The organism is Vibrio sp., from assembly GCF_047973365.1.
Lineage (GTDB): Bacteria > Pseudomonadota > Gammaproteobacteria > Enterobacterales > Vibrionaceae > Vibrio.
The window spans coordinates 1-19,100 of sequence record NZ_JBKEBW010000019.1 but is presented as its reverse complement, the minus strand read 5'-3'; the positions used below and the strand labels follow the sequence as shown (position 1 = coordinate 19,100).

The window sequence follows — 19,100 nt, the reverse complement described above, 5'->3', positions numbered from 1 at the left end:
TTATTAAATTTAGGTAACCAAATTAGATGATTTAAAATCGGCTTATGTTCAAAAGGTGGTTTTAATATCTGCAACCCCAAACTATCTTTAAATTGCATTGCCATTGAAATCGGTACTACTGTGATATAATCAGATTGACTACTTAATATCATGTTTCCATATAAAGAATGACCGTGATATGCAATATCTCGGTTCGTCAAATCAATAGAACTATAATGAGAAAGACCATAAGATTCATTACGTTTTCTTTCTAAGACTATATGACGCTCTTGCATATATTGCATTTCGCTAATACTTTTATGAATTCTTGGATGATTAGCTCGACACACAACAACAAAGTCGCTTTCAAACAGTGGAATGCTTTGTATTGAGCTGCTATTAGGGACAACAATATCAATGATCATATCATAACGTTGTTCTAATAGATCTTGTTGCAATTTGTATTCTGTATCGGGTTGTTCATATATTTCAAGCGAGAGGTTAGGCTTACCCCAATTCGATTGAACATTCATACAGAACCAGTGTAAGTGTTCAGGCGAAGAAATGACGAACTTGCGCTCGGTTTTATCTGGGTCAAAAGAGTCGAGAGAATAAAAAACACTGTTTAACTGTTTTATTGGATCTTTTATTTTTTTATAAAGTTCATATGAATATGCTGTTGGACTGACTCTACGCCCAGAACGAATAAACAGCTCTTGATCTGTCTCTTGCTTGAGCCGTGCGAGAGACGAACTTATCGTTGATTGATTCGTCCTTAAATGCTCAGCCGCTTTCGTTAAAGTACCATGCTCCATTACTGCTGAAAAAACCACTAGCATGTTGAGATTAGGAATTTCATTTTTCATATATATTCAACATTTCATATGACAAAGTAAAATCTTAATCTATTTTTAAAAAATATCAACTTCCTAAGACTCAGCGAAGTATATTAAAACAACTTGCTGAACCACTCATTCATCATAGCTTTTTTATTTTGCGGACCAACAAGTTTAATTAAAGAATGTTGAGTCGCCTGCTCCCAGTCTATTACCCCTGATGCCAAAGCATCCAAAACATCGAGTTCAGTAATCAGCATCAGCTCATCCTTTTCAGGCATTTTATTTTTTCCAGTAACAGTCATATGATTATCAGTATATTTAAAATCACTATAATGACCTTTTACTGCCTCAAATAGAACAAAATCCAGTTTATCTTCTTGCGATTCATCAAACTTGGCTTTAATTGTATATAATAAAAACTGATCCGGTTTGCCTTTATTTAATAGCAAATTATCTCGTCTGGCGTCTATGACATTTTGAAATACTTCTAATGATCCAGGTTCTGTAATTAAATTAAATCCTGTATTTTGATGTAACCCACAAGAGTAAGACATAAATGAAGATAGAACTAAACTAAGAAATAAAATATATTTATACATAATGATTATCTAAACTAAAGGGGCATAAAATGCCCCTTTAGCTGTTTATTAGCGAACGATTAACATGAGATTTTCTGGAGATAAAGATTTATCAAAGTAGCTCATAAATTTCCCAAAACTTTGAATATTGCCTTTGGTAAATTTAAGCTTTCCTGATTCCAAATTTTCACCGATAGTTTTCTGTGCATTACTACCTAAGACTAAAATTTGATTCAACACCTCACGAGTTGTATCAATCGTTACATCTGCACCTTGAACTGCGTTCTCATGAAGCTCTGCTACACCGTTACGAATTTCAATGGTAATGGATTCATTGGTGTCAGAGAAATTGTATGTCAGCATCATATTCACATCTAGCGTGTCTTCCGCAATCAATGTTGATGTCATTACATCGAAAATTTGTTTCGTTGGTAACGCGGTTAAAACATCAATAGAAGAAAAACTGATCATGTTTGAAAAATCTCGATTATTTTCCAATTCAGCTGCAGCATTAAGTGCCCAGTTACGCCAGTTTATATTAACTTGTTGCGACGCCCATGCTTTATAAGCCTTTGCTTTCAATTCACGAGCTTCAACGTCATTTTTATTAACGGTAATTGGATATGAGAGAATTTCGGCAGCAAAAGTGTAGTTTTTTGCATCGATCGCTGCGTTTGCAGTTCTCAGGATGTTGTCTCGCCCACCCATAATTTCAACAAATGCTTTTGCCCGTTGCTCATATTCCATTGGTTCCAATTGCCATGGGTCTGCTTCATAGAAACCTAAATAGCCAACATAAATTTGACGAACTGAGTGTGCAACCGTTCCATAATACTCACCTAACCAAGGATGTTCAGCTAAATGTTTAGGTAACTTAACCACTTCAACCAATTCATCTGGAGTCAGCCCCTTATTCATATAACGTATCGTTTGATCATGAGTAAACTGAATCGCATCGCGATAAGCAGTTAAAATATTAGACACAGCTTCTTTCCCTTCAACAGGACGTCCGTGTGAATTTATCATCACTTCTGAATCAAATTGACGCATAACATCAATACCTTTGAACCATACCGATGGGTCACGGAATTTTGTACCACGTATGGTATGTAGATTCGGGAAGTTTTCGCCCTGTAGAACTTCTGCCGCGTGTAACACTTTTTGCTCAGGCAAGTAAACGACAATTTCATCTTTAGTTTCAGATGGGATATTAACAATTTGCATCTTTATACCAGAAACTGTGATATCTAGAGTTTCATTGGCTCCGACCAAAGTATTCGGCTCAATAAAGGATATGTCACCTTGCATGAATCGAGCGCCAAGCCCATCGTTGACTGTACCATGTTCACCTTCTGGGACATGCTTTGCCCCTGTGTACGAGGTTCGCTGTCCAAGTAATGTTCCTAGGTTAGAAGACCAGTTTGCAACAGCTTCAGTGAGACCCGCTTGTGCAATAATCTTAACGTTGCCCTTAGCCACTTCTTCATCTGTAGTCCACGCTCTGACTCCAGAGATATGGTCGATATGATTGTGTGTATAAATGATTGCTTTAACGGGTTTATTAGTAATTTTATCAAATTGCTCTTTAGCTGCTTGAGCCATCTGAACTGATTCACCAGGGTCGACAATGATAATGCCATCATCGCCTTCAATCATGACAGGATTATCCATACCGAATCCGTAAGCCATATAAATATTATTATCAATTTTTAATACAGCTTGATCCATCTTACGGCTATGTTTCGTTAACGCTGGATGAACAAATTCTGATTCTTTTTTAAACGCTAGAGAATCTCCGGTTTTTGATAAAACTTTTATTCTTTTTCCTTCCCCCCAAAATAGATTGGACTCATTTTCAAAAAGAACACCGTTATTATAACGTCGATTCAGATCTATATTTTGATATTGAGGAGCATTAGATGTTTGAAGTTCTTGCCCTACGGTTGATGTAGCTTCAACGGTTGGAGTTGCATAAGAATAACTCGATGCGATGAAACAACATGATATAGCTAAGGGCAATGTTAGTTTTTTGAATGATGTAGACATAGGGTCACCTATTGATAAAAGTGCCTACATTTTAAAAGAGCTTATCATTCAAAAAAACACTTTGTTTTGATATTAAACTATCGTAATTTCGATAATTAGTAATATAACCACAAGAAGTGAAATACGCACTTAAATATTCACAATGACAATATAAATCTCGTATCTTCGAATTTATGATTCATCTATATATAATATGTTTGACCTGACTGGCTCTAATATCAAAGTATCAGTTTAATCACAAACAAAGTCAGGTCTGGCTATCGCTTAAAGCATCACCTTTTCAAGTTCATCGCACCAATTTAAAGAAACTCATCAGTTGAGATAACGTTACTGACATTTTCGCTAGCTGTTGCGAGGCTTGATTACAGTCCGAAACCATTTCAACGCTCTGATCGATTTTGTCTCTTACGATAGTGATACTTTCGCTTATCATATCCGCTGTCGCACTCTGCTCTATTGTTGAAGCCGCTATTTGGGTATTTAAATCATTAGTATGAGAAACGCTTGTGCCTATTGTCGAGAAAGCGACATTTGCTGACTCAGATTGTTTTACCGTATCTTTTAGTATTCTTTGGCTATCATTAATTGATTCCACCACTTGAGTGGTATTTTGTTGTAACGTGGAGATTTGACTGTCTATTTGCTCTACGGCCTCTTCCGTTTGCAGAGCTAATTGGCGAACTTCATCAGCAACCACAGCAAATCCACGTCCTTGCTCACCAGCTCTTGCTGCTTCAATCGCAGCGTTAAGCGCCAATAGATTAGTCTGTTTTGCGATATGTTGAATAATATTCATAATGCCGCTGACTTGCTCCGTGTCAGCGTGCAAAGTTAAAATGTCCGAACTCAATGTACCCATTTTCTCCGCTAATACACTGATCTTTTCCATTGACGATGACATCGTCACTATGCCGTTGTTAGCCTCTAGGGTAACCGTCTCTGTTTCTTGAGATGCTGCGTTTGCGCCACTGGCCACTTCGTTAATCGCGACGGACATTTCATTCATAGCGGTAGCGACCTGATCAGTTTGCTGCTGCTGAGTCAAAGAACTGTTAAGCACTTCCTGACTAATAGCGGCCAATTGCTCTGAGGCTGACGCTAACATATTACAGTTTTGATTAATCTCTTCTACAGTATAGAAAAATTTCTGTTCCATTTTCCCTAAAGATCGGCACATTTGCGCGATTTCATCAGCACCATCGACAGGCAGGGAAGTGTGAAGCTCACCGTTAGACATTCGCTCAATAATGTTTTGCGTCGATTTAATCGGTTCAACAACGCTACGAGTCACCCAATGACAGACGATCAAAACAAGTGGACAGCAAACAGCCCACGCAACAAATACGGCTAAAATAGATTTGCCTGCAATATCAGAGATTTCTTCTGACAAAGTATTCTGATTTTTAACAGCATTATTCTGTACATTATCCAATTTCTCGGTAATAGAAGCTCCAAGCTTGGGAAGAGATTCATACCACAATGCATTCTTTTCTTTGGTGAAATCATAAATTCTACGAACATTTCCATCAAATAGTTTAATATCGCTTTTTATCTTTTCGTGCTTCAACCCTGGGTATTCTTCATCAAGATAATCAATTGAAAACTGCAATTCATTAAAAGAATTTTTGTAATTATTAAAAGCCTCTTCGCTATGATAAACCAGATATTCCGTTGCATACTGTCTTACGATACTAAACTTATACTCAGTTTCCACAACATCCTTTAATAATGGGCCATTTTCATCTGGTATGGAATTTCTAAAGTTATTAATACCACTTTGCAAACGTATCATTAATGACTTGTTTGACGCTTCAATATCACTCCCTTTCCCCGTGATATTCTTAACTTGTAACAACTGATTTTTATAACTTTTAATATCACTTAAAACTTCATTAAGATTATTATTCACATTGACTTCAATATTCTTTGAAGGTTTAGTACTAATACGATGGTAAGCACTGTCCAGGCGGTCCACAGCATGTCTATAATCCGTTTGATTACCTGTATTGTGAAACGAAAGCGCATACACTCTAGCATTCAACAAATCTTTTTGAACTTGGCTTGCATTCACCGAGTTATTGTTGACTACCTTAAACATATTAAAGTCACTGTTAATTATTCCTATTGAGTATAATGCAACACCTGAAACAACTAAAGTTGCTAATGAAGTACAAAATATTATAATGTATATTTTATACGAAACTTTTTTAATTTTATTCAACATAACAACCTCTACTAAACTTTTAATAATTATATATGTGATTTTAAAAAATCTCACATTATATAGATTTTTACGTTATTTCGACCGGACGATTTTGCTTCATATAAGGCACTATCTGCATTTTTATATAGATCTGCCAACGTTAAATTAGGGGTTAAACAAGCAACACCACAGCTAATGGTGTATTTTAATTCTTTATCATCATTAATTTTTACGACTTCTTTTTCTACTTTTTCACGAAGTTTATTGGCCAATAAAAAGGCCGAATTAGCATCTGTATTCGTGGCGACAATCATAAATTCCTCACCACCAAACCTAGAAATAAAATCTGAATTCCTAGTATGTTTATTTATTAAGTTAGCAAAATTTTTCAAAACCAAATCACCTATCGGATGACCATAATTATCATTAATTGATTTAAAATTTATCTATATCAATAAGTACAACACTACACTTGGCATTATAACGAGAAACGTCATATTTTTTACCTTTTAAGAAATTGATCAGAGAACGGCGATTAGGAAGATTAGTCAATGAATCCGTTTCTGCCTGTGCATTTATCTTATTAACTAAACTTTCCGTTTTTTCCGCCAATGTTTTTAGTTTATCTTTAATGCCAGAGAATTCTTTGAACGTAGAGTTTGAAAAATTCAAATCATAAACACCGTCTGATATTTGGTCTATCCATCCTTCCAATCTAGAAATATAAGTTCTTATATTTTTCTGATGTCTATAAGCAGTAAAACCTATATAGAAAAATAGGAAAACAACTGAAAATAGAACTAATATTCTTAATGTAATTTGCCATTGTTTTGTTTTTTCGGCACTTATCAATAGACGATTATTTGCATTACTCTCAAGTTTAAATAATTTTTCCGATAACTGTAATTTTATCCCAGTATAATAATTAGACTTCAAATATTCGTTAGCTTTATCGGGAAGTCCATGGTCAAAGTTATGAATAGATTTCATTTCTATATCTTCCAAAACATCCAATAATCTTTTAACCTCTAGAAATACTTTGGATTCATATTGGTACTTTTCGTCATAAAGATCACTAATATATTCCTGGAAATTTACTATTTCTTTAAAATCATCTCTTGTCATATTTGATGAAAAGCGTTTATTTAAAAAAGAAAAGTAGTTGTTTGGAAATGGCTTATCTCCATGTTTTATCCCTAGTACTTCAGAATAAATTTCCTTGTATTTTTTATCACCTGTCGATAGGTATAATGACGAGAGTAAACTTAGATCATCTGACAATTTATAAATAACACTTGTTATGTTTTTTATTTTATAAATATTATATCTAAATAACTCTTCCTCATCTTCCAATAAAAAGGTTGCTTTTTGTACAATAACACAAAATACAGAGACAGAAAAAAATATCAGAATGTTGTTAAATATTATTCTATTGATACTTTTCATGATGTTCTTTGACCTTATAAAGAATAGAATTGAATGGCTCTGGTTTATGAAATAAATATCCTTGAAGATAATCGCAATTCATTTCCATAAGCATATTTTTCTGATTTGTAGTTTCTACACCTTCTGCAACCACTTTTACTTTAGATATTGCTGCAAAAGTCAAAGTAGCTTGAACAACTCCAAGATACTTTTTGTCCTTTTCCATACCATTGATATAGCTACGATCTATTTTTAGCTCATGCACCGGCAATCTGGTTAGATAAGAAAGAGAAGAAAACCCTTTACCAAAATCATCAATTGAAAACCTAATACCAATATCAATCAAACGACTAATATTGCCCATTACATAATCGATTTCACTCTCTATGAGGTTTTCTGTTATTTCTAACAGAACGAGTTTAGGGTCCATGTTTGTTTCAATAATTGCAGTTTCTACTACTTCAGCAAAATTTGGGTTAAGTAACTGAACAGGCGATACATTTACTGAAACAGTTAAGCCATTCAATTTCTGAGCATCTCTGAAGGCAGTTTTCATCACAAATAGTCCAATATCATATATAAGACCTGTTCGTTCAGCGATAGGGATAAATTCGTCGGGGCCGACTGAACCAAGATGTGAATTCTGCCAGCGAACGAGAGCTTCAACACCGACGGGTTGCTCTGTTTTCGCATCGACTTGCAGTTGATAATTGACACATATTTCATTTTTGTGTAGTGCTGAGAATAGTTGTTTAGATATTTCAACTTCTCGTTCAACAAATTTTCCAATATCTTTTCCATATAAAACATGGTCCAGATTTTTCAATTTTGCATAACGCATAGCTTGTTCAGATTGTTGAAGTAATTCATCGCTTCTTACATCCTGACTTTCAAATTCAACACTAGCGACGTTCAAACAGACATCAACCCGACCAGTGCTCAATATGATAGAATCAAGTTCATCATTAATTTTTCCATAAACTTCTTTAAATAAGTTTTCACAAAAATAACCTTCGACAAAAACAACAAATCGGTCTGAGCCTAGATGAAACACATGATGCTTATTTTTAAACATCAACTTTCTCAATTTTTCACCAACTTCTGTTAATACAACATCACCATTGTCATATCCATGCACAATATTAATTCTTTGGAGGCTTTTAATATTAACTAAGTGTGCACAAAAAATTTTCCTCTGTTCATTTAGTTCTTTATTTATATATGAACGCATAGCATTTACATTCGGAAGTTTAGCTACACTGCTTTTATATTTTTTAGATTCGACGTCAACCTTCATCATTTTTATTTGATTTTTATCTTTTTTATTTTTACTTAAAAGTAATGATATATGATTAATTGCACTCTTTGTTATAAATAAACTAATAACTAAAAGTGTAATAATATAAAAAGCACTTATTAATGATAGGCTATTCTTCTTCATATCAATCAAGCTCAATAACTGTTCAACATTAAAATCTATTTCACTATTGATATGTTCAACTGGAAGTCCACTACCAATGGTAAACTCCCAGTCTGGCATATAAATAACATAGCTCAATTTTTTATTTTTAATATGTTCATTTCTATCAACAATATCGATATTTTCATATTCTATCCAACCATTAAAGTCAGATCTACCATTAATTAATCCGTATAAATTCTTGAAGTCATCTTCAAACATACCTATTTTTTCAATGTCTTTTCTTGCAAGCCAATTTCCATTATTGTCTAATACAAACATGTATCCATCATTATTTTTATTGTATTTATCTATTAGGTCTATGACATGACCCCTTAGTTCATCAGTTACGATATTATCGGTTGCGTACATGTCCTGTATAGCATTGAGAAGTAAAGACATAGAAATAACCGAATTTTTAATATTTTGCTCCTTCACAAAGATGACTCTGTTTTTAACAAATTGCTCTATTGGCTTAACAATATTGTTAGAAAATGCAACTAAGGTTAATAGTAAAAAACTCGCCGATAAAAAAACGAAGATGACCGGGAAAAATTTTAGATATTTCATGCTGGAAATTTTATTCATTTAAATAGACATCTTAATTTATTTTTAATATAAATTTATATTTATTGCTTCTTCTCACGGCCAAAGTAAGATTATTCCTATTAATAATAGGAAAATAACTACATCTTCAACCATCTTAATGGCTAGCATTAATCATCATAATTAATGACCATCCACAAACTTTAATTAGATCAAAAAAATTTGCGAATTTTAGTCTAATATATGTCCAATACTCATTCACGTAATACTAGGTATGACAAAATGGAAAACAAAGTGAACCTAAATTTGATAAGCATTGTTATCTTATTGAAAAGGCACAAGAGCATGAGGGTTGTAGCAAAAATATTAGGAAAATCAGAGAGTGCCATAAGCAAAGACTTATCTAAACTTAGGTATGAATTCTCAGATGAACTTTTCGTTAAAACTAGGAATGGGTTCGAGCCAACTTATTTTTTGAATCAGATATACAATGATTTAGAAAATACCTATACCAAGCTAATAAACCTGGTGAATATTCCCCTCTCATTCGAACCATCAAGCTACACAAATACAATATCTATAGCAGTTGTCGAGTCAGAATACGACTACATAGTTAACCACCTATATCCTAGGTTGGTAAAGAATTTTCCTAATGCAAAACTTCATTTTGAAGTCTGGAACCAAGATTCGTTAGATAAGATTTTATCTGGAAAAATTAAATGTGGTGTTCATTATCAGAATAAAAATATATCAAAGGATGTATACCAAAAAAATCTAAAATCGGAGCAGATTGTTACCGCTGTACATAAATCTCATAATATAACCCACTGGTCTCAAATAAAAAGTACGCCATTTATCTATGTTGAAATCCCGGGCTGGAACGATTATCAACCACGTTATCAAGACTATCTTCCTATAGAACTTTGGAAAGATATTTCATATGCTGTAACGGTAGGAACCCTTAAATCTGCATTTAATATCGTTTCTCAATCAAAATTGGCAATTCAAACACCTATCAGATATTTGAATGATGATTTCTCAATTATTCCATATCCTTCTGGTACAATGTTCGATACTGCTTACACGTTCTATTGTCCACAAGTGGAAAGACATAATCCTCTCATTAATCACATTTATTCAATACTGCTTGAAGTGTATGAACTTAAATAACAACTTAACGTTATAGTATCTTCATTAAAGAATGCTGAATCAACTTGCCGAGCGGGCTGCTTATGAATTGATTTGAATAAAATAGCGCGATATTCATCGGTGGTAAGTAGCTGTCCATATTGAACTGAGTAGCTAACATTATGTGTTCCCCAGACGCCTTTTTTGCAAACAGATGATTCACTGGCATCACCGCATCTGAGCGATTCAGTGTGGTTAAACACAGTTGTGCATCATCGCTACGCAGAAGAATATTGGCACCTAACTTCAATTTGCTCAACGCTAGTTCTATTTTGCTGTTTTTGTTTGTGAAGTTAGGAATAACGGAAACCACCAATGGAAAGCATGCTAGCTCTTCGAGAGTGACAGTTTTATCACTCAATGGATGCCCTTTCCTCGCTAACAGGTTAAAGCTCACTGGTGACATCACTTGAAAAGCAAGATCTTTTGAGACTTCAATCGGGTAATAATTGATGCCAACTTGAATCTTACTATTCAGTAATTGTTGCTCCGTTGATTCGGACCAGTGAATCAAACGAATGGTAGCATGAGGAAAATCCTCTTTTAGCATCGAATAGATATCATCGGCTAACGCATAATACATAGCAGAGCTAATGGCGACACTGATTTCACCTGAATAATCCTGAGTGGCTATTTGGCTTGAATGTTCATAAACCCTTTCTAACTCAATTAATAACGGTGTAACTCGGGAAACCAAAACATTACATGCTTCGGTCGGTATAAACCCTTCTCTGGTTCGCACAAACAGAGGGTCACCAAGTTGTTCCCTTAGCTTTTTCAATCCCTTACTCACCGAGGACTGCGTTGTAAATAGCCGCTCTGCTGCTCTCGCTGTGCTTTGCTCTGCATGAAGCGTGACCAGTAGCAGCAGCAAATTTAAGTCTTTGCGAATAAGTTGTTTTTCATTTAGCACTTAAATTCCTTATTTGAATTGGCATGTTGAATATAAATCCCTTAAGGAATTTAAATCACAGGAGTAAAGTTAGTTAACAGATACTAAAGTTTATACATATTCAATTACCAATAACATTCTGTGAGCACGTCATGAATAAAAACATCTTATCGCTTTCACTCGCCGCACTGGCATTGGCTGGAACAACCCAGGTTTTCGCTGAAGCTTTGGTGCCTGTTACCGAAAAAAACTATGAATTTGCCGAGTCAGATCTTGCTTTTAAGAACATCACCAAACTCGTTGGTTCGAATAAGTGGTTCCATTTCCCGGGTCTCACACCATTAGATAATCAAACCGTTGTTCGCATGAACAGAGACACTATCTATTCTGGTTATGTGGCTGATGTATCAAAAGGTGGAACAATAACGCTCCCTGATACTGGTGACCGCTATATCTCTGTCATGGTGGTACAAAATGACCACTATATTGACCAAGTATTCTCAACACCTGGTACTCATAAAATCGAGAGCCAAACAGATTTCGCGATGATCGTTGCTCGCGTACAAATTGACCCAAATGACCCTGATGATCTACAACGAGTAAAAGATATCCAAAACAAGATCGTAGTAAAGACCAACTCAAACCGTACTCATGTCATGCCTAATTACGACATGAAACAGTTAGTTGCAGTACGCAATGCGCTGACCGAAGAAGGTTCTAAACTGGGTAATCAGAAAAATATGCAAGGGGCACATGGGCAAGTTGACCCTCGCATGCATATGTACGGTACTGCAATTGGTTGGGGTATGTTGCCCGATGCCGAAGCTCAATACTTTTCTTATTACAGCAAAGGTAAAGTGATGGATCCGCAAAACTGTTCTCAGGCGACTTACCAAGCTCCTGAAGTGACGGGTAAAGGTTTCTACTCCCTAACTGTCTATAACAACGATGGTTATATTGCCTTTGACAGAGCAGTGCTAAATAAAAACAACATTAAATACAACTCAGATGGTTCATTCACGGTTAGCTACGGTAACTGTCCTAAAGATGCGCCAAATGCGATGCCTGTTGCCGAAGGATGGGATGTGATGATGCGTATTTATAAGCCAAATCTATCACTAACAGAATCTTATAAACTGCCAGAGCCAAAAGTGATTACACAATAAGCGTTTAATATATAAACAGGAATCATCACTATGAAAAAGACACTACTCGCATTATCTGTTGCCACTTTAAGTTTCGCCGTTAACGTACAAGCCAAAGAAGCAACATTAGACAATGTGACTACCGACTTCGCAGATCAACCGACCAAAGAAACCGACTGGTACATGAACCGCTTGCAACAAGAAGTTCCAGTGAATACCTATAAGCATAACCGTATTCCTTCAAGCAAAGATCACCAGTTTGTGATCCGCGAAAACGAAGACACCATGTACAGCCATGCGATTTTGGATGTCACTAAGTCTGCAACCATTTCGATGCCGCCCTATGATGAGTATGCCATCGTACAAGTCATTGATGAAAACCAATTTACAGTTGCAGAGGTGTATCCGGGACAAACCTTACGCCTGACACCAGAAATGCTCAGCTCAGGAACACATGTCTTTTTGAACACACGTGTCGCAGCGTCAGATAATCGCGATGCTGCTGCATTGAAAAAGGCGCACCAATACCAAGACTCTATCAAACTGACTTCCGAAACCTCTAACAAGTACGTTGCCAAAGGATTTAATGAAGAAGATGTACTTGCAGGTCGAGCTGCCGTACAAAAACTTCGTCCGCAAGTCCCGAAACCATTCGATATGTTTGGTAATAAAGGAGAAGTCGACCCTAAATCATTCATTATTGCCTCTTCGGCTGGATGGGCAGGATTACCGTCAGATGCTGCCGTGTATTTGCCGCAAATTCCAGGTAATACCGGTGAGGCAACCTGTAGCTCATTAACCATCAATCCACCACCGTTGCAATATGATCACCATGCTTTTTTTAGCATGACGGTATATAACAAAGAAGGTTGGATTGCGGATGATAATTTCGCAATATCAAACAAGCATATGCAAGCGAATAAAGATGGTAGCTACACATTCCGTTTCAACTGTGAGGATCAGCCAAATAATCTAACGGTCAGAGAAGGTTGGAGTGGTCTACTACGTATGTATTTGCCAACATCTAAGCAGGCGATTCAGAACTATGTGTTAAAAGACTACCTGAAGAATTCTCGTCTTGTAAAAGGTCCAAGCCTTGATAAATAAATAATTAAGCTAGTAGACGGAAACAAATCTAAATATAGAGACCGAATGGTCTCTATATTTTTATATGGCAGAAATATACCTTCGTTAGATTTCATAAGGCAACACGTTTAGTTGCCTACAAACTTGACTACAAACCGCCAAAAACGACAAAGGGTTAGCAAGTACTAACCTGCTAACCCTTCTAAATAATGGCACGCCCTACAGGATTCGAACCTGTGACCACCTGCTTAGAAGGCAGGTGCTCTATCCAGCTGAGCTAAGGGCGCGTTACAGAGAAAGGATTATACGAGTTAGAGTTGGTAAATCAACGGCTTTATCTTAGTTTCTGATTTAAATGCCTAAAAATTTACCACTAAACGAGAAGGTGCCGAAAAACACAGCAAGGCAAACGTTTGCTTATAGATGTTAATCAAAATATCTGCGACAATGCGACCAAAATTTTCGCTACTAATGTGAAGGAAAGTCATGACTGCTCAAAATATTGATGGAACACTTATTTCTAAAACCGTGCGTTCAGAAGTAGCAGCACGAGTAAAAGCTAGAACAGAAGCTGGATTGCGTGCTCCGGGGCTAGCAGTGGTGCTTGTAGGTGAAGACCCTGCATCACAGGTTTATGTTGGCAGTAAGCGACGTGCTTGTGAAGAAGTAGGCTTTGTTTCTAAGTCTTTCGACTTACCTGCAACGGCATCAGAAGCAGAATTGTTGGATTTAGTTGACCAACTGAACCAAGACCCAGAAATCGATGGCATTCTCGTTCAGCTTCCTCTTCCAGCTGGCATCGATTCAACTCACGTACTTGAGCGTATTCACCCTGAAAAAGATGTTGATGGCTTCCACCCATACAACGTTGGTCGTTTAGCCCAGCGCATTCCGAAACTACGCTCATGTACGCCAAAAGGAATTATCACCCTTTTAGATCGTTACAACATTCCTATGCGTGGTAAACATGCGGTGATTGTTGGTGCGTCAAACATTGTTGGTCGCCCAATGACACTTGAATTACTACTTGCGGGCTGCACCACAACCACTTGCCACAGATTTACCAAAGATCTAGAAAGCCATGTTCGTCAAGCTGACGTATTGGTGGTTGCAGTAGGTAAAGCAAACTTCATTCCCGGCGCTTGGATCAAAGAAGGAGCTGTGGTGGTCGATGTCGGTATCAACCGACTAGAGAACGGCAAACTAGTCGGTGACGTTGAGTACGACGTAGCTCGCAACAACGCTAGTTTCATTACTCCTGTACCGGGTGGTGTAGGTCCAATGACAGTCGCCAGTTTGATTGAGAATACCATGATTGCGTGTGAACAGTTTCACACCAAGAAATAATACCGTTCTAAATAAAAATATTATCAGATTGGATATCGGTGGAACAGTAAATGGCTATCGAACGCAAACACGCATAAACCCTTCCATGGGGCTCCGCCGAGCCATCCATGGCTCGGAGGGTTTGCTTATCGACATCCATTCACTGATCCAGAATGGTGTAAAAGCGATATTAGAAAAGGGCTCTAAGAGCCCTTTTTATTTCTTTGATGTCTTATGAGACTAATACACTATTCTATCCGCCAAATGGCTGACCGCTAGCGCAAAGTAATAAGAACGATTCCATTTCATCAACACGTTGTAGTTGTTGTAAACCAAATACGTGCGACCATCTTCATCATCGGGCATGATCAGCCAAGCTTTGATGTCATCACTCAGTGCCGGAAGTGGTTTACCGTCATAACGAGTAATACCCAGCTCGTTCCACTCGCGTAAGTATTTGCCTTTCTCTGGCTGACGTCCTTCGAGGTTTTTATCTAAACCATGTGGGACTTTGACTTGACGCCCCCAAGTATATTTGTCATCCCAACCAGATTTGCTCAAATAATTTGCCGTTGAAGCAAACACATCTAATTTGCTGCCCCAAATGTCCTTCTTACCGTCACTATTACCATCGGCAGCAAAAGCCAAGAATGAGCTAGGCATAAACTGACACTGCCCCATCGCACCAGCCCAGGAGCCCTTCATATCTTCCGGCTTAATATGTCCTTGTTGAAGAATTTGCAACGCTGCCATGGTTTCTTTACGGAAGAACTCTTCACGTCGGCCTTCATAAGCCATCGTCGAAAGTGCATCAATGACACTAAAGCGCCCCATATTGGCACCAAAGTTACTTTCCACGCCCCATAAAGCGACAATGAAACGAGGTTGAACGCCATATTGTTCGCCGATACGGCTCAGTTGTTGATAATACTTCTCGTACAAAGCACGCGCTTGCTTTACTTTCCAATCGGGTACTGCGCTTGGAATATATTCGTCTAATGTTTTCTTTTTTTCTGGCTGATTTCGGTCAGCCACGACTGCTCGAGGCTTGTATTCAACTTTGGTAAACGCAGATTGGAGAATCTGCTCTGAAATACCTTCTTCGCGAGCTTGTTGTTTTAGCCCTTCAACATACTGTTCAAAGCTCACCTCGTTCGCCAATACTGGTGATGAGAGACTTAACCCCAACACCACTGACAATAATTTTCTCAACCTAGCCTCCTTGAGTATGCTCACTCAGGAATTGTTCTGAGCTTTTCGTTCTTTATGTTGTTCTAATAGATTCACTGGTGGTGGCGGCAATTGCAAGAAGAAACCTTGTTCATCCATCGATGCTTTGACTTTTTCCACATTTACCTGAGCTAATTGGCGTGATTGCAGATTCACCAACATAACAAATATCGGTTTACCGAATGTTTTCATCAGCGCTTCTGGGATCTGCGAAAAATCATCTCTTTTGGGAACATAGAGATAGGTACCTTCTTTCTTAGGGCTTTTGTAGATAGAACAAAGCATGATGAGCCTTTTATTGTAAATAACACGTACTAATGACGAGTTTTGTCTAGAAACGGTCAAGATTCGACAAAAATGCGACCAAATCACTTAATTAACTGCAAGATAACTTGCTGTGCCTGGTCACTGACTATAACATGACACCCCTAGTCTCAGGCAACGCCTAGCCAAGAGTTTATGAGGTCAACGTTTCAATGTCTAATACACCTGACCTAAAAGGTAGTAGTTTTACTTTGTCAGTTTTACACCTTTCTGACAATCACATCTCCAATACTATAGATTTTCTCAAACAAAAAGTCGCTCAAGCACCAGCATTTTTTGCTAATGCTCCCGTTGTCATCAATATTGCAAAAGTCGAAGGAGACATCGATTTTGTGCAACTGAAAAACGGCATTAGCGAGGCAAGCTTAATTCCTGTTGGTATTTCCGGCTGTAAAGATAAACGTAGCCAAACGCTTGCATCTGAAGCCGGATTTGCAGTCATGACCGCCAGTAACAGTCCAGCTAACGCACCGGCGAAAATGGCACCAACCAAAGTGGTACGAACTCCTATTCGCTCCGGTCAGCAAGTGTATGCCAAAGATGGCGACTTAGTGATCCTTAACCACGTTAGCGCGGGAGCTGAAGTCATTGCCGATGGTTCAATTCATATTCATGGCACTCTGCGTGGACGTGCTATCGCAGGTGCGAGCGGTCAGAAAGAAGCACGTATTATTTGTCACGATTTACAAGCTGAGCTAGTCTCCATCGCTGGAAATTACTGGCTTAGCGATCAGATCGAAAGTGAGTTTTGGCAGCAGAAAGTCATGCTGAGTATGCATGATGACTCACTTCTGTTCGAATCTCTCGCAATTTAAGTTTTAAAGGAAATGATAAACATGGCACGCATTATTGTCGTAACGTCGGGTAAAGGCGGTGTAGGCAAAACCACATCTAGCGCAGCGATTGCGTCAGGCTTGGCTTTAAAAGGTAAAAAGACAGCGGTTATCGATTTTGATATCGGCTTGCGTAATCTTGATTTGATTATGGGCTGTGAACGTCGCGTTGTTTATGACTTCGTCAATGTGATCAATGGTGAAGCAACACTGAACCAAGCGTTGATCAAAGACAAACGCAACGAGAACCTGTTCATTCTTCCCGCTTCACAAACTCGTGACAAAGACGCATTAACCAAAGATGGCGTGCAACGCGTGTTTGATGAGCTAAAGGAGATGAATTTTGATTTCATTATTTGTGATTCTCCAGCCGGTATCGAGCAAGGTGCACTGATGGCGCTTTACTATGCCGATGAAGCAATTGTCACCACCAACCCAGAAGTCTCATCCGTTCGCGATTCTGACCGTATTCTTGGTATTCTTGATTCCAAATCACTACGGGCTGAACAAGGTTTAGAGCCTATCAAACAACACCTGCTATTAACTCGTTACAATCCAGCGCGCGTTAATCAAGGCGAAATGCTTAGCGTACAAGACGTTGAAGAAATCCTGCATGTGCCACTATTGGGTGTCATTCCAGAGAGCCAAGCTGTTTTGAATGCTTCTAACAAAGGTGTACCTGTGATTTTCGACGAGCAATCAGATGCAGGTCAGGCATACGATGACACCGTTGCCCGTCTACTTGGTGAGGAAATCGAGTTCCGTTTCCTGACCGAGCCGAAGAAAGGCATCTTTAAACGACTTTTTGGAGGCTAAACAGCGACTATGTCTTTACTTGAATTTTTCAAACCACAGAAAAAAACATCCGCCAGTTTAGCAAAAGAACGCTTACAGATTATCGTCGCAGAGCGTCGTAGCCAGAATGATCCTGCGCCAACTTATTTGCCGCAGTTAAAAGACGATATTCTCAAGGTCATTGCAAAATATGTGGCGATCGACCCATCAATGGTAGAGCTCTCTTTCGAGCACAAAGATGACGATATTTCAGTGCTAGAACTGAACGTCAAACTTCCAGATGATGAAAAATAATACCATCTGGAAAACTTTCTGATCAGTGAATGTGTGTCGATAAGAAAACCCTCCGAGCCATGGATGGCTCGGCGGAGCCCCATGGACGGCCGCTCTTATAAAAATAAGGGCGTGTTTGTGTTCGACGCTCATTCGCTGTTCTACCGATGTTCAATCTGATCATATTTTTACCTAGGATGATATAATTCGCCATTATCATATCGAGTAGGGTGAGGCGTTACCGCCTCATCCCTCTCACAGAACCGTACGTACGGACCTCGTATACGGCTCATGCATACTTCCATTCAGCATAATTGCTAAACACATACCCTGTTCCTACTTGCTCAAGATTTACCAACCCCAGTTCGTTGAACCATTGGTTTGGCATCGCATAACTGGCTAGAGGACTTTGCGCAGTTCTCCAACTACTCATTCGGATAAATCTAAACGGCGGCTTATATCCAAGCTGTTTTAGCCTTCTGTGCAACCGCTCCGGTTTCTTCCATAATTTCAGTTGGATACTGCGAAGTCTTCGTCTCAGCCATCCTGCTATCTTTGAGTATTCCCAGCTACTATGGGCGATCCTGAAGTATTGACTGAACCCTCTTAATACAGGATTTAAGTTCTTGATAACTTCACTTATGGGTTTTCCACCATTGCGTTTCGTCATCTGCTTCAACTACTTTTTGAACTCTACTAATTTCTTGGGCTGTATACGGGTATATTCACTCCCGATCTCTACACCAAGGAATTTCACTCCATCATCGCTATGAGCTATGTGAGATTTTGTTTCGTTCACCGTCAGTTTCAGCTCTTTCTCCAGTATCTTGGTCGCTTGGACAAGCGCATTTTCTGCGCCTGCTTTACTACGACAGAAGATCAGTATGTCATCGGCATAGCGTACTATTCGGTGACCCCTTTTCTTCATTTCCT

Annotated in this window: 17 protein-coding genes, 1 tRNA gene and 1 pseudogene; 7 read left to right on the top strand and 12 right to left on the bottom strand. The window is 38.1% G+C overall.

All coding sequences use genetic code 11. The features are described 5' to 3' along the window. From ACK5MF_RS03170 to ACK5MF_RS03140, 7 genes are all read right to left on the bottom strand, one after another. On the bottom strand, nt 1–845 hold an 845-nt coding region (locus ACK5MF_RS03170), incomplete at its 3' end, for a LysR family transcriptional regulator (protein ID WP_416919295.1). 83 nt (nt 846–928) lie between these two features. Next, entirely contained in the window at nt 929–1,417 is a 489-nt protein-coding gene (locus ACK5MF_RS03165; protein WP_416919294.1) for a hypothetical protein, read from the bottom strand. A 48-nt stretch (nt 1,418–1,465) separates the two neighbouring features. Continuing rightward, nucleotides 1,466–3,442, bottom strand: coding sequence for an alkyl sulfatase dimerization domain-containing protein (locus tag ACK5MF_RS03160; RefSeq protein WP_416919292.1), 1,977 nt, complete (start codon nt 3,440–3,442; stop codon nt 1,466–1,468). A 286-nt stretch (nt 3,443–3,728) separates the two neighbouring features. Further along, nucleotides 3,729–5,666 carry a methyl-accepting chemotaxis protein gene (locus ACK5MF_RS03155; RefSeq protein ID WP_416919290.1) on the bottom strand — a complete coding sequence of 646 codons (1,938 nt, stop codon included), beginning with the start codon at nt 5,664–5,666 and terminating at the stop codon, nt 3,729–3,731. 50 nt (nt 5,667–5,716) lie between these two features. Then, nucleotides 5,717–6,037 carry a GGDEF domain-containing protein gene (locus ACK5MF_RS03150; RefSeq protein ID WP_416919288.1) on the bottom strand — a complete coding sequence of 107 codons (321 nt, stop codon included), beginning with the start codon at nt 6,035–6,037 and terminating at the stop codon, nt 5,717–5,719. 43 nt (nt 6,038–6,080) lie between these two features. After that, nucleotides 6,081–7,091 (bottom strand): GGDEF domain-containing protein, encoded by a 1,011-nt coding sequence (locus tag ACK5MF_RS03145; RefSeq protein ID WP_416919286.1) that lies wholly within the window; start codon nt 7,089–7,091, stop codon nt 6,081–6,083. Continuing rightward, nucleotides 7,075–9,117, bottom strand: a complete 2,043-nt coding sequence (locus tag ACK5MF_RS03140; RefSeq protein ID WP_416919285.1) for an EAL domain-containing protein — start codon at nt 9,115–9,117, stop codon at nt 7,075–7,077. Before ACK5MF_RS03140 ends, ACK5MF_RS03145 begins: the two co-directional genes overlap by 17 nt. Before the next feature lie 240 nt (nt 9,118–9,357). Between ACK5MF_RS03140 and ACK5MF_RS03135 the strand changes: the two genes are divergently transcribed. Continuing rightward, nucleotides 9,358–10,245, top strand: a complete 888-nt coding sequence (locus ACK5MF_RS03135; RefSeq protein ID WP_416919283.1) for a LysR family transcriptional regulator — start codon at nt 9,358–9,360, stop codon at nt 10,243–10,245. A gap of 10 nt (nt 10,246–10,255) precedes the next feature. Here the strand turns inward: ACK5MF_RS03135 and ACK5MF_RS03130 are convergent, their stop codons facing one another. After that, nucleotides 10,256–11,176 carry a LysR family transcriptional regulator gene (locus ACK5MF_RS03130; RefSeq protein ID WP_416919281.1) on the bottom strand — a complete coding sequence of 307 codons (921 nt, stop codon included), beginning with the start codon at nt 11,174–11,176 and terminating at the stop codon, nt 10,256–10,258. 131 nt (nt 11,177–11,307) lie between these two features. Between ACK5MF_RS03130 and ACK5MF_RS03125 the strand changes: the two genes are divergently transcribed. Then, nucleotides 11,308–12,321 carry a DUF1254 domain-containing protein gene (locus ACK5MF_RS03125; protein WP_416919279.1) on the top strand — a complete coding sequence of 338 codons (1,014 nt, stop codon included), beginning with the start codon at nt 11,308–11,310 and terminating at the stop codon, nt 12,319–12,321. A gap of 30 nt (nt 12,322–12,351) precedes the next feature. Beyond that, a complete protein-coding gene (locus ACK5MF_RS03120) occupies nt 12,352–13,407 on the top strand; it encodes a DUF1254 domain-containing protein (protein ID WP_416919277.1) in 1,056 nt (351 codons plus the stop codon). Between the two features lie 189 nt (nt 13,408–13,596). Here the strand turns inward: ACK5MF_RS03120 and ACK5MF_RS03115 are convergent. Then, nucleotides 13,597–13,673: transfer RNA gene (locus ACK5MF_RS03115), tRNA-Arg, on the bottom strand. 199 nt (nt 13,674–13,872) lie between these two features. Between ACK5MF_RS03115 and folD the strand changes: the two genes are divergently transcribed. Continuing rightward, nucleotides 13,873–14,733: a bifunctional methylenetetrahydrofolate dehydrogenase/methenyltetrahydrofolate cyclohydrolase FolD gene (folD, locus tag ACK5MF_RS03110; protein ID WP_416919276.1), complete on the top strand. Its 861-nt coding sequence runs from the start codon at nt 13,873–13,875 to the stop codon at nt 14,731–14,733. Between the two features lie 219 nt (nt 14,734–14,952). Here the strand turns inward: folD and ACK5MF_RS03105 are convergent, their stop codons facing one another. Further along, entirely contained in the window at nt 14,953–15,924 is a 972-nt protein-coding gene (locus tag ACK5MF_RS03105) for a lytic murein transglycosylase (RefSeq protein ID WP_416919275.1), read from the bottom strand. A 24-nt stretch (nt 15,925–15,948) separates the two neighbouring features. Beyond that, entirely contained in the window at nt 15,949–16,227 is a 279-nt protein-coding gene (locus tag ACK5MF_RS03100) for a YcgL domain-containing protein (protein WP_416919273.1), read from the bottom strand. Nucleotides 16,228–16,418: 191 nt separating this feature from the next. Here ACK5MF_RS03100 and minC point away from each other — a divergent pair, with 191 nt between their 5' ends. From minC to minE, 3 genes are read left to right on the top strand one after another with little or no spacing between them, the layout of a single operon-like run. After that, nucleotides 16,419–17,081, top strand: a complete 663-nt coding sequence (minC, locus tag ACK5MF_RS03095) for a septum site-determining protein MinC (protein ID WP_416919271.1) — start codon at nt 16,419–16,421, stop codon at nt 17,079–17,081. Nucleotides 17,082–17,102: 21 nt separating this feature from the next. Next, nucleotides 17,103–17,915 carry a septum site-determining protein MinD gene (minD, locus tag ACK5MF_RS03090; protein WP_416919269.1) on the top strand — a complete coding sequence of 271 codons (813 nt, stop codon included), beginning with the start codon at nt 17,103–17,105 and terminating at the stop codon, nt 17,913–17,915. A gap of 9 nt (nt 17,916–17,924) precedes the next feature. After that, nucleotides 17,925–18,188: a cell division topological specificity factor MinE gene (minE, locus tag ACK5MF_RS03085; protein WP_171138448.1), complete on the top strand. Its 264-nt coding sequence runs from the start codon at nt 17,925–17,927 to the stop codon at nt 18,186–18,188. 268 nt (nt 18,189–18,456) lie between these two features. On the opposite strand, the pseudogene ACK5MF_RS03080 reads toward minE, so the two are convergent. Next, nucleotides 18,457–19,100 (bottom strand): annotated as a pseudogene (locus ACK5MF_RS03080) (group II intron maturase-specific domain-containing protein); the annotation flags it as partial.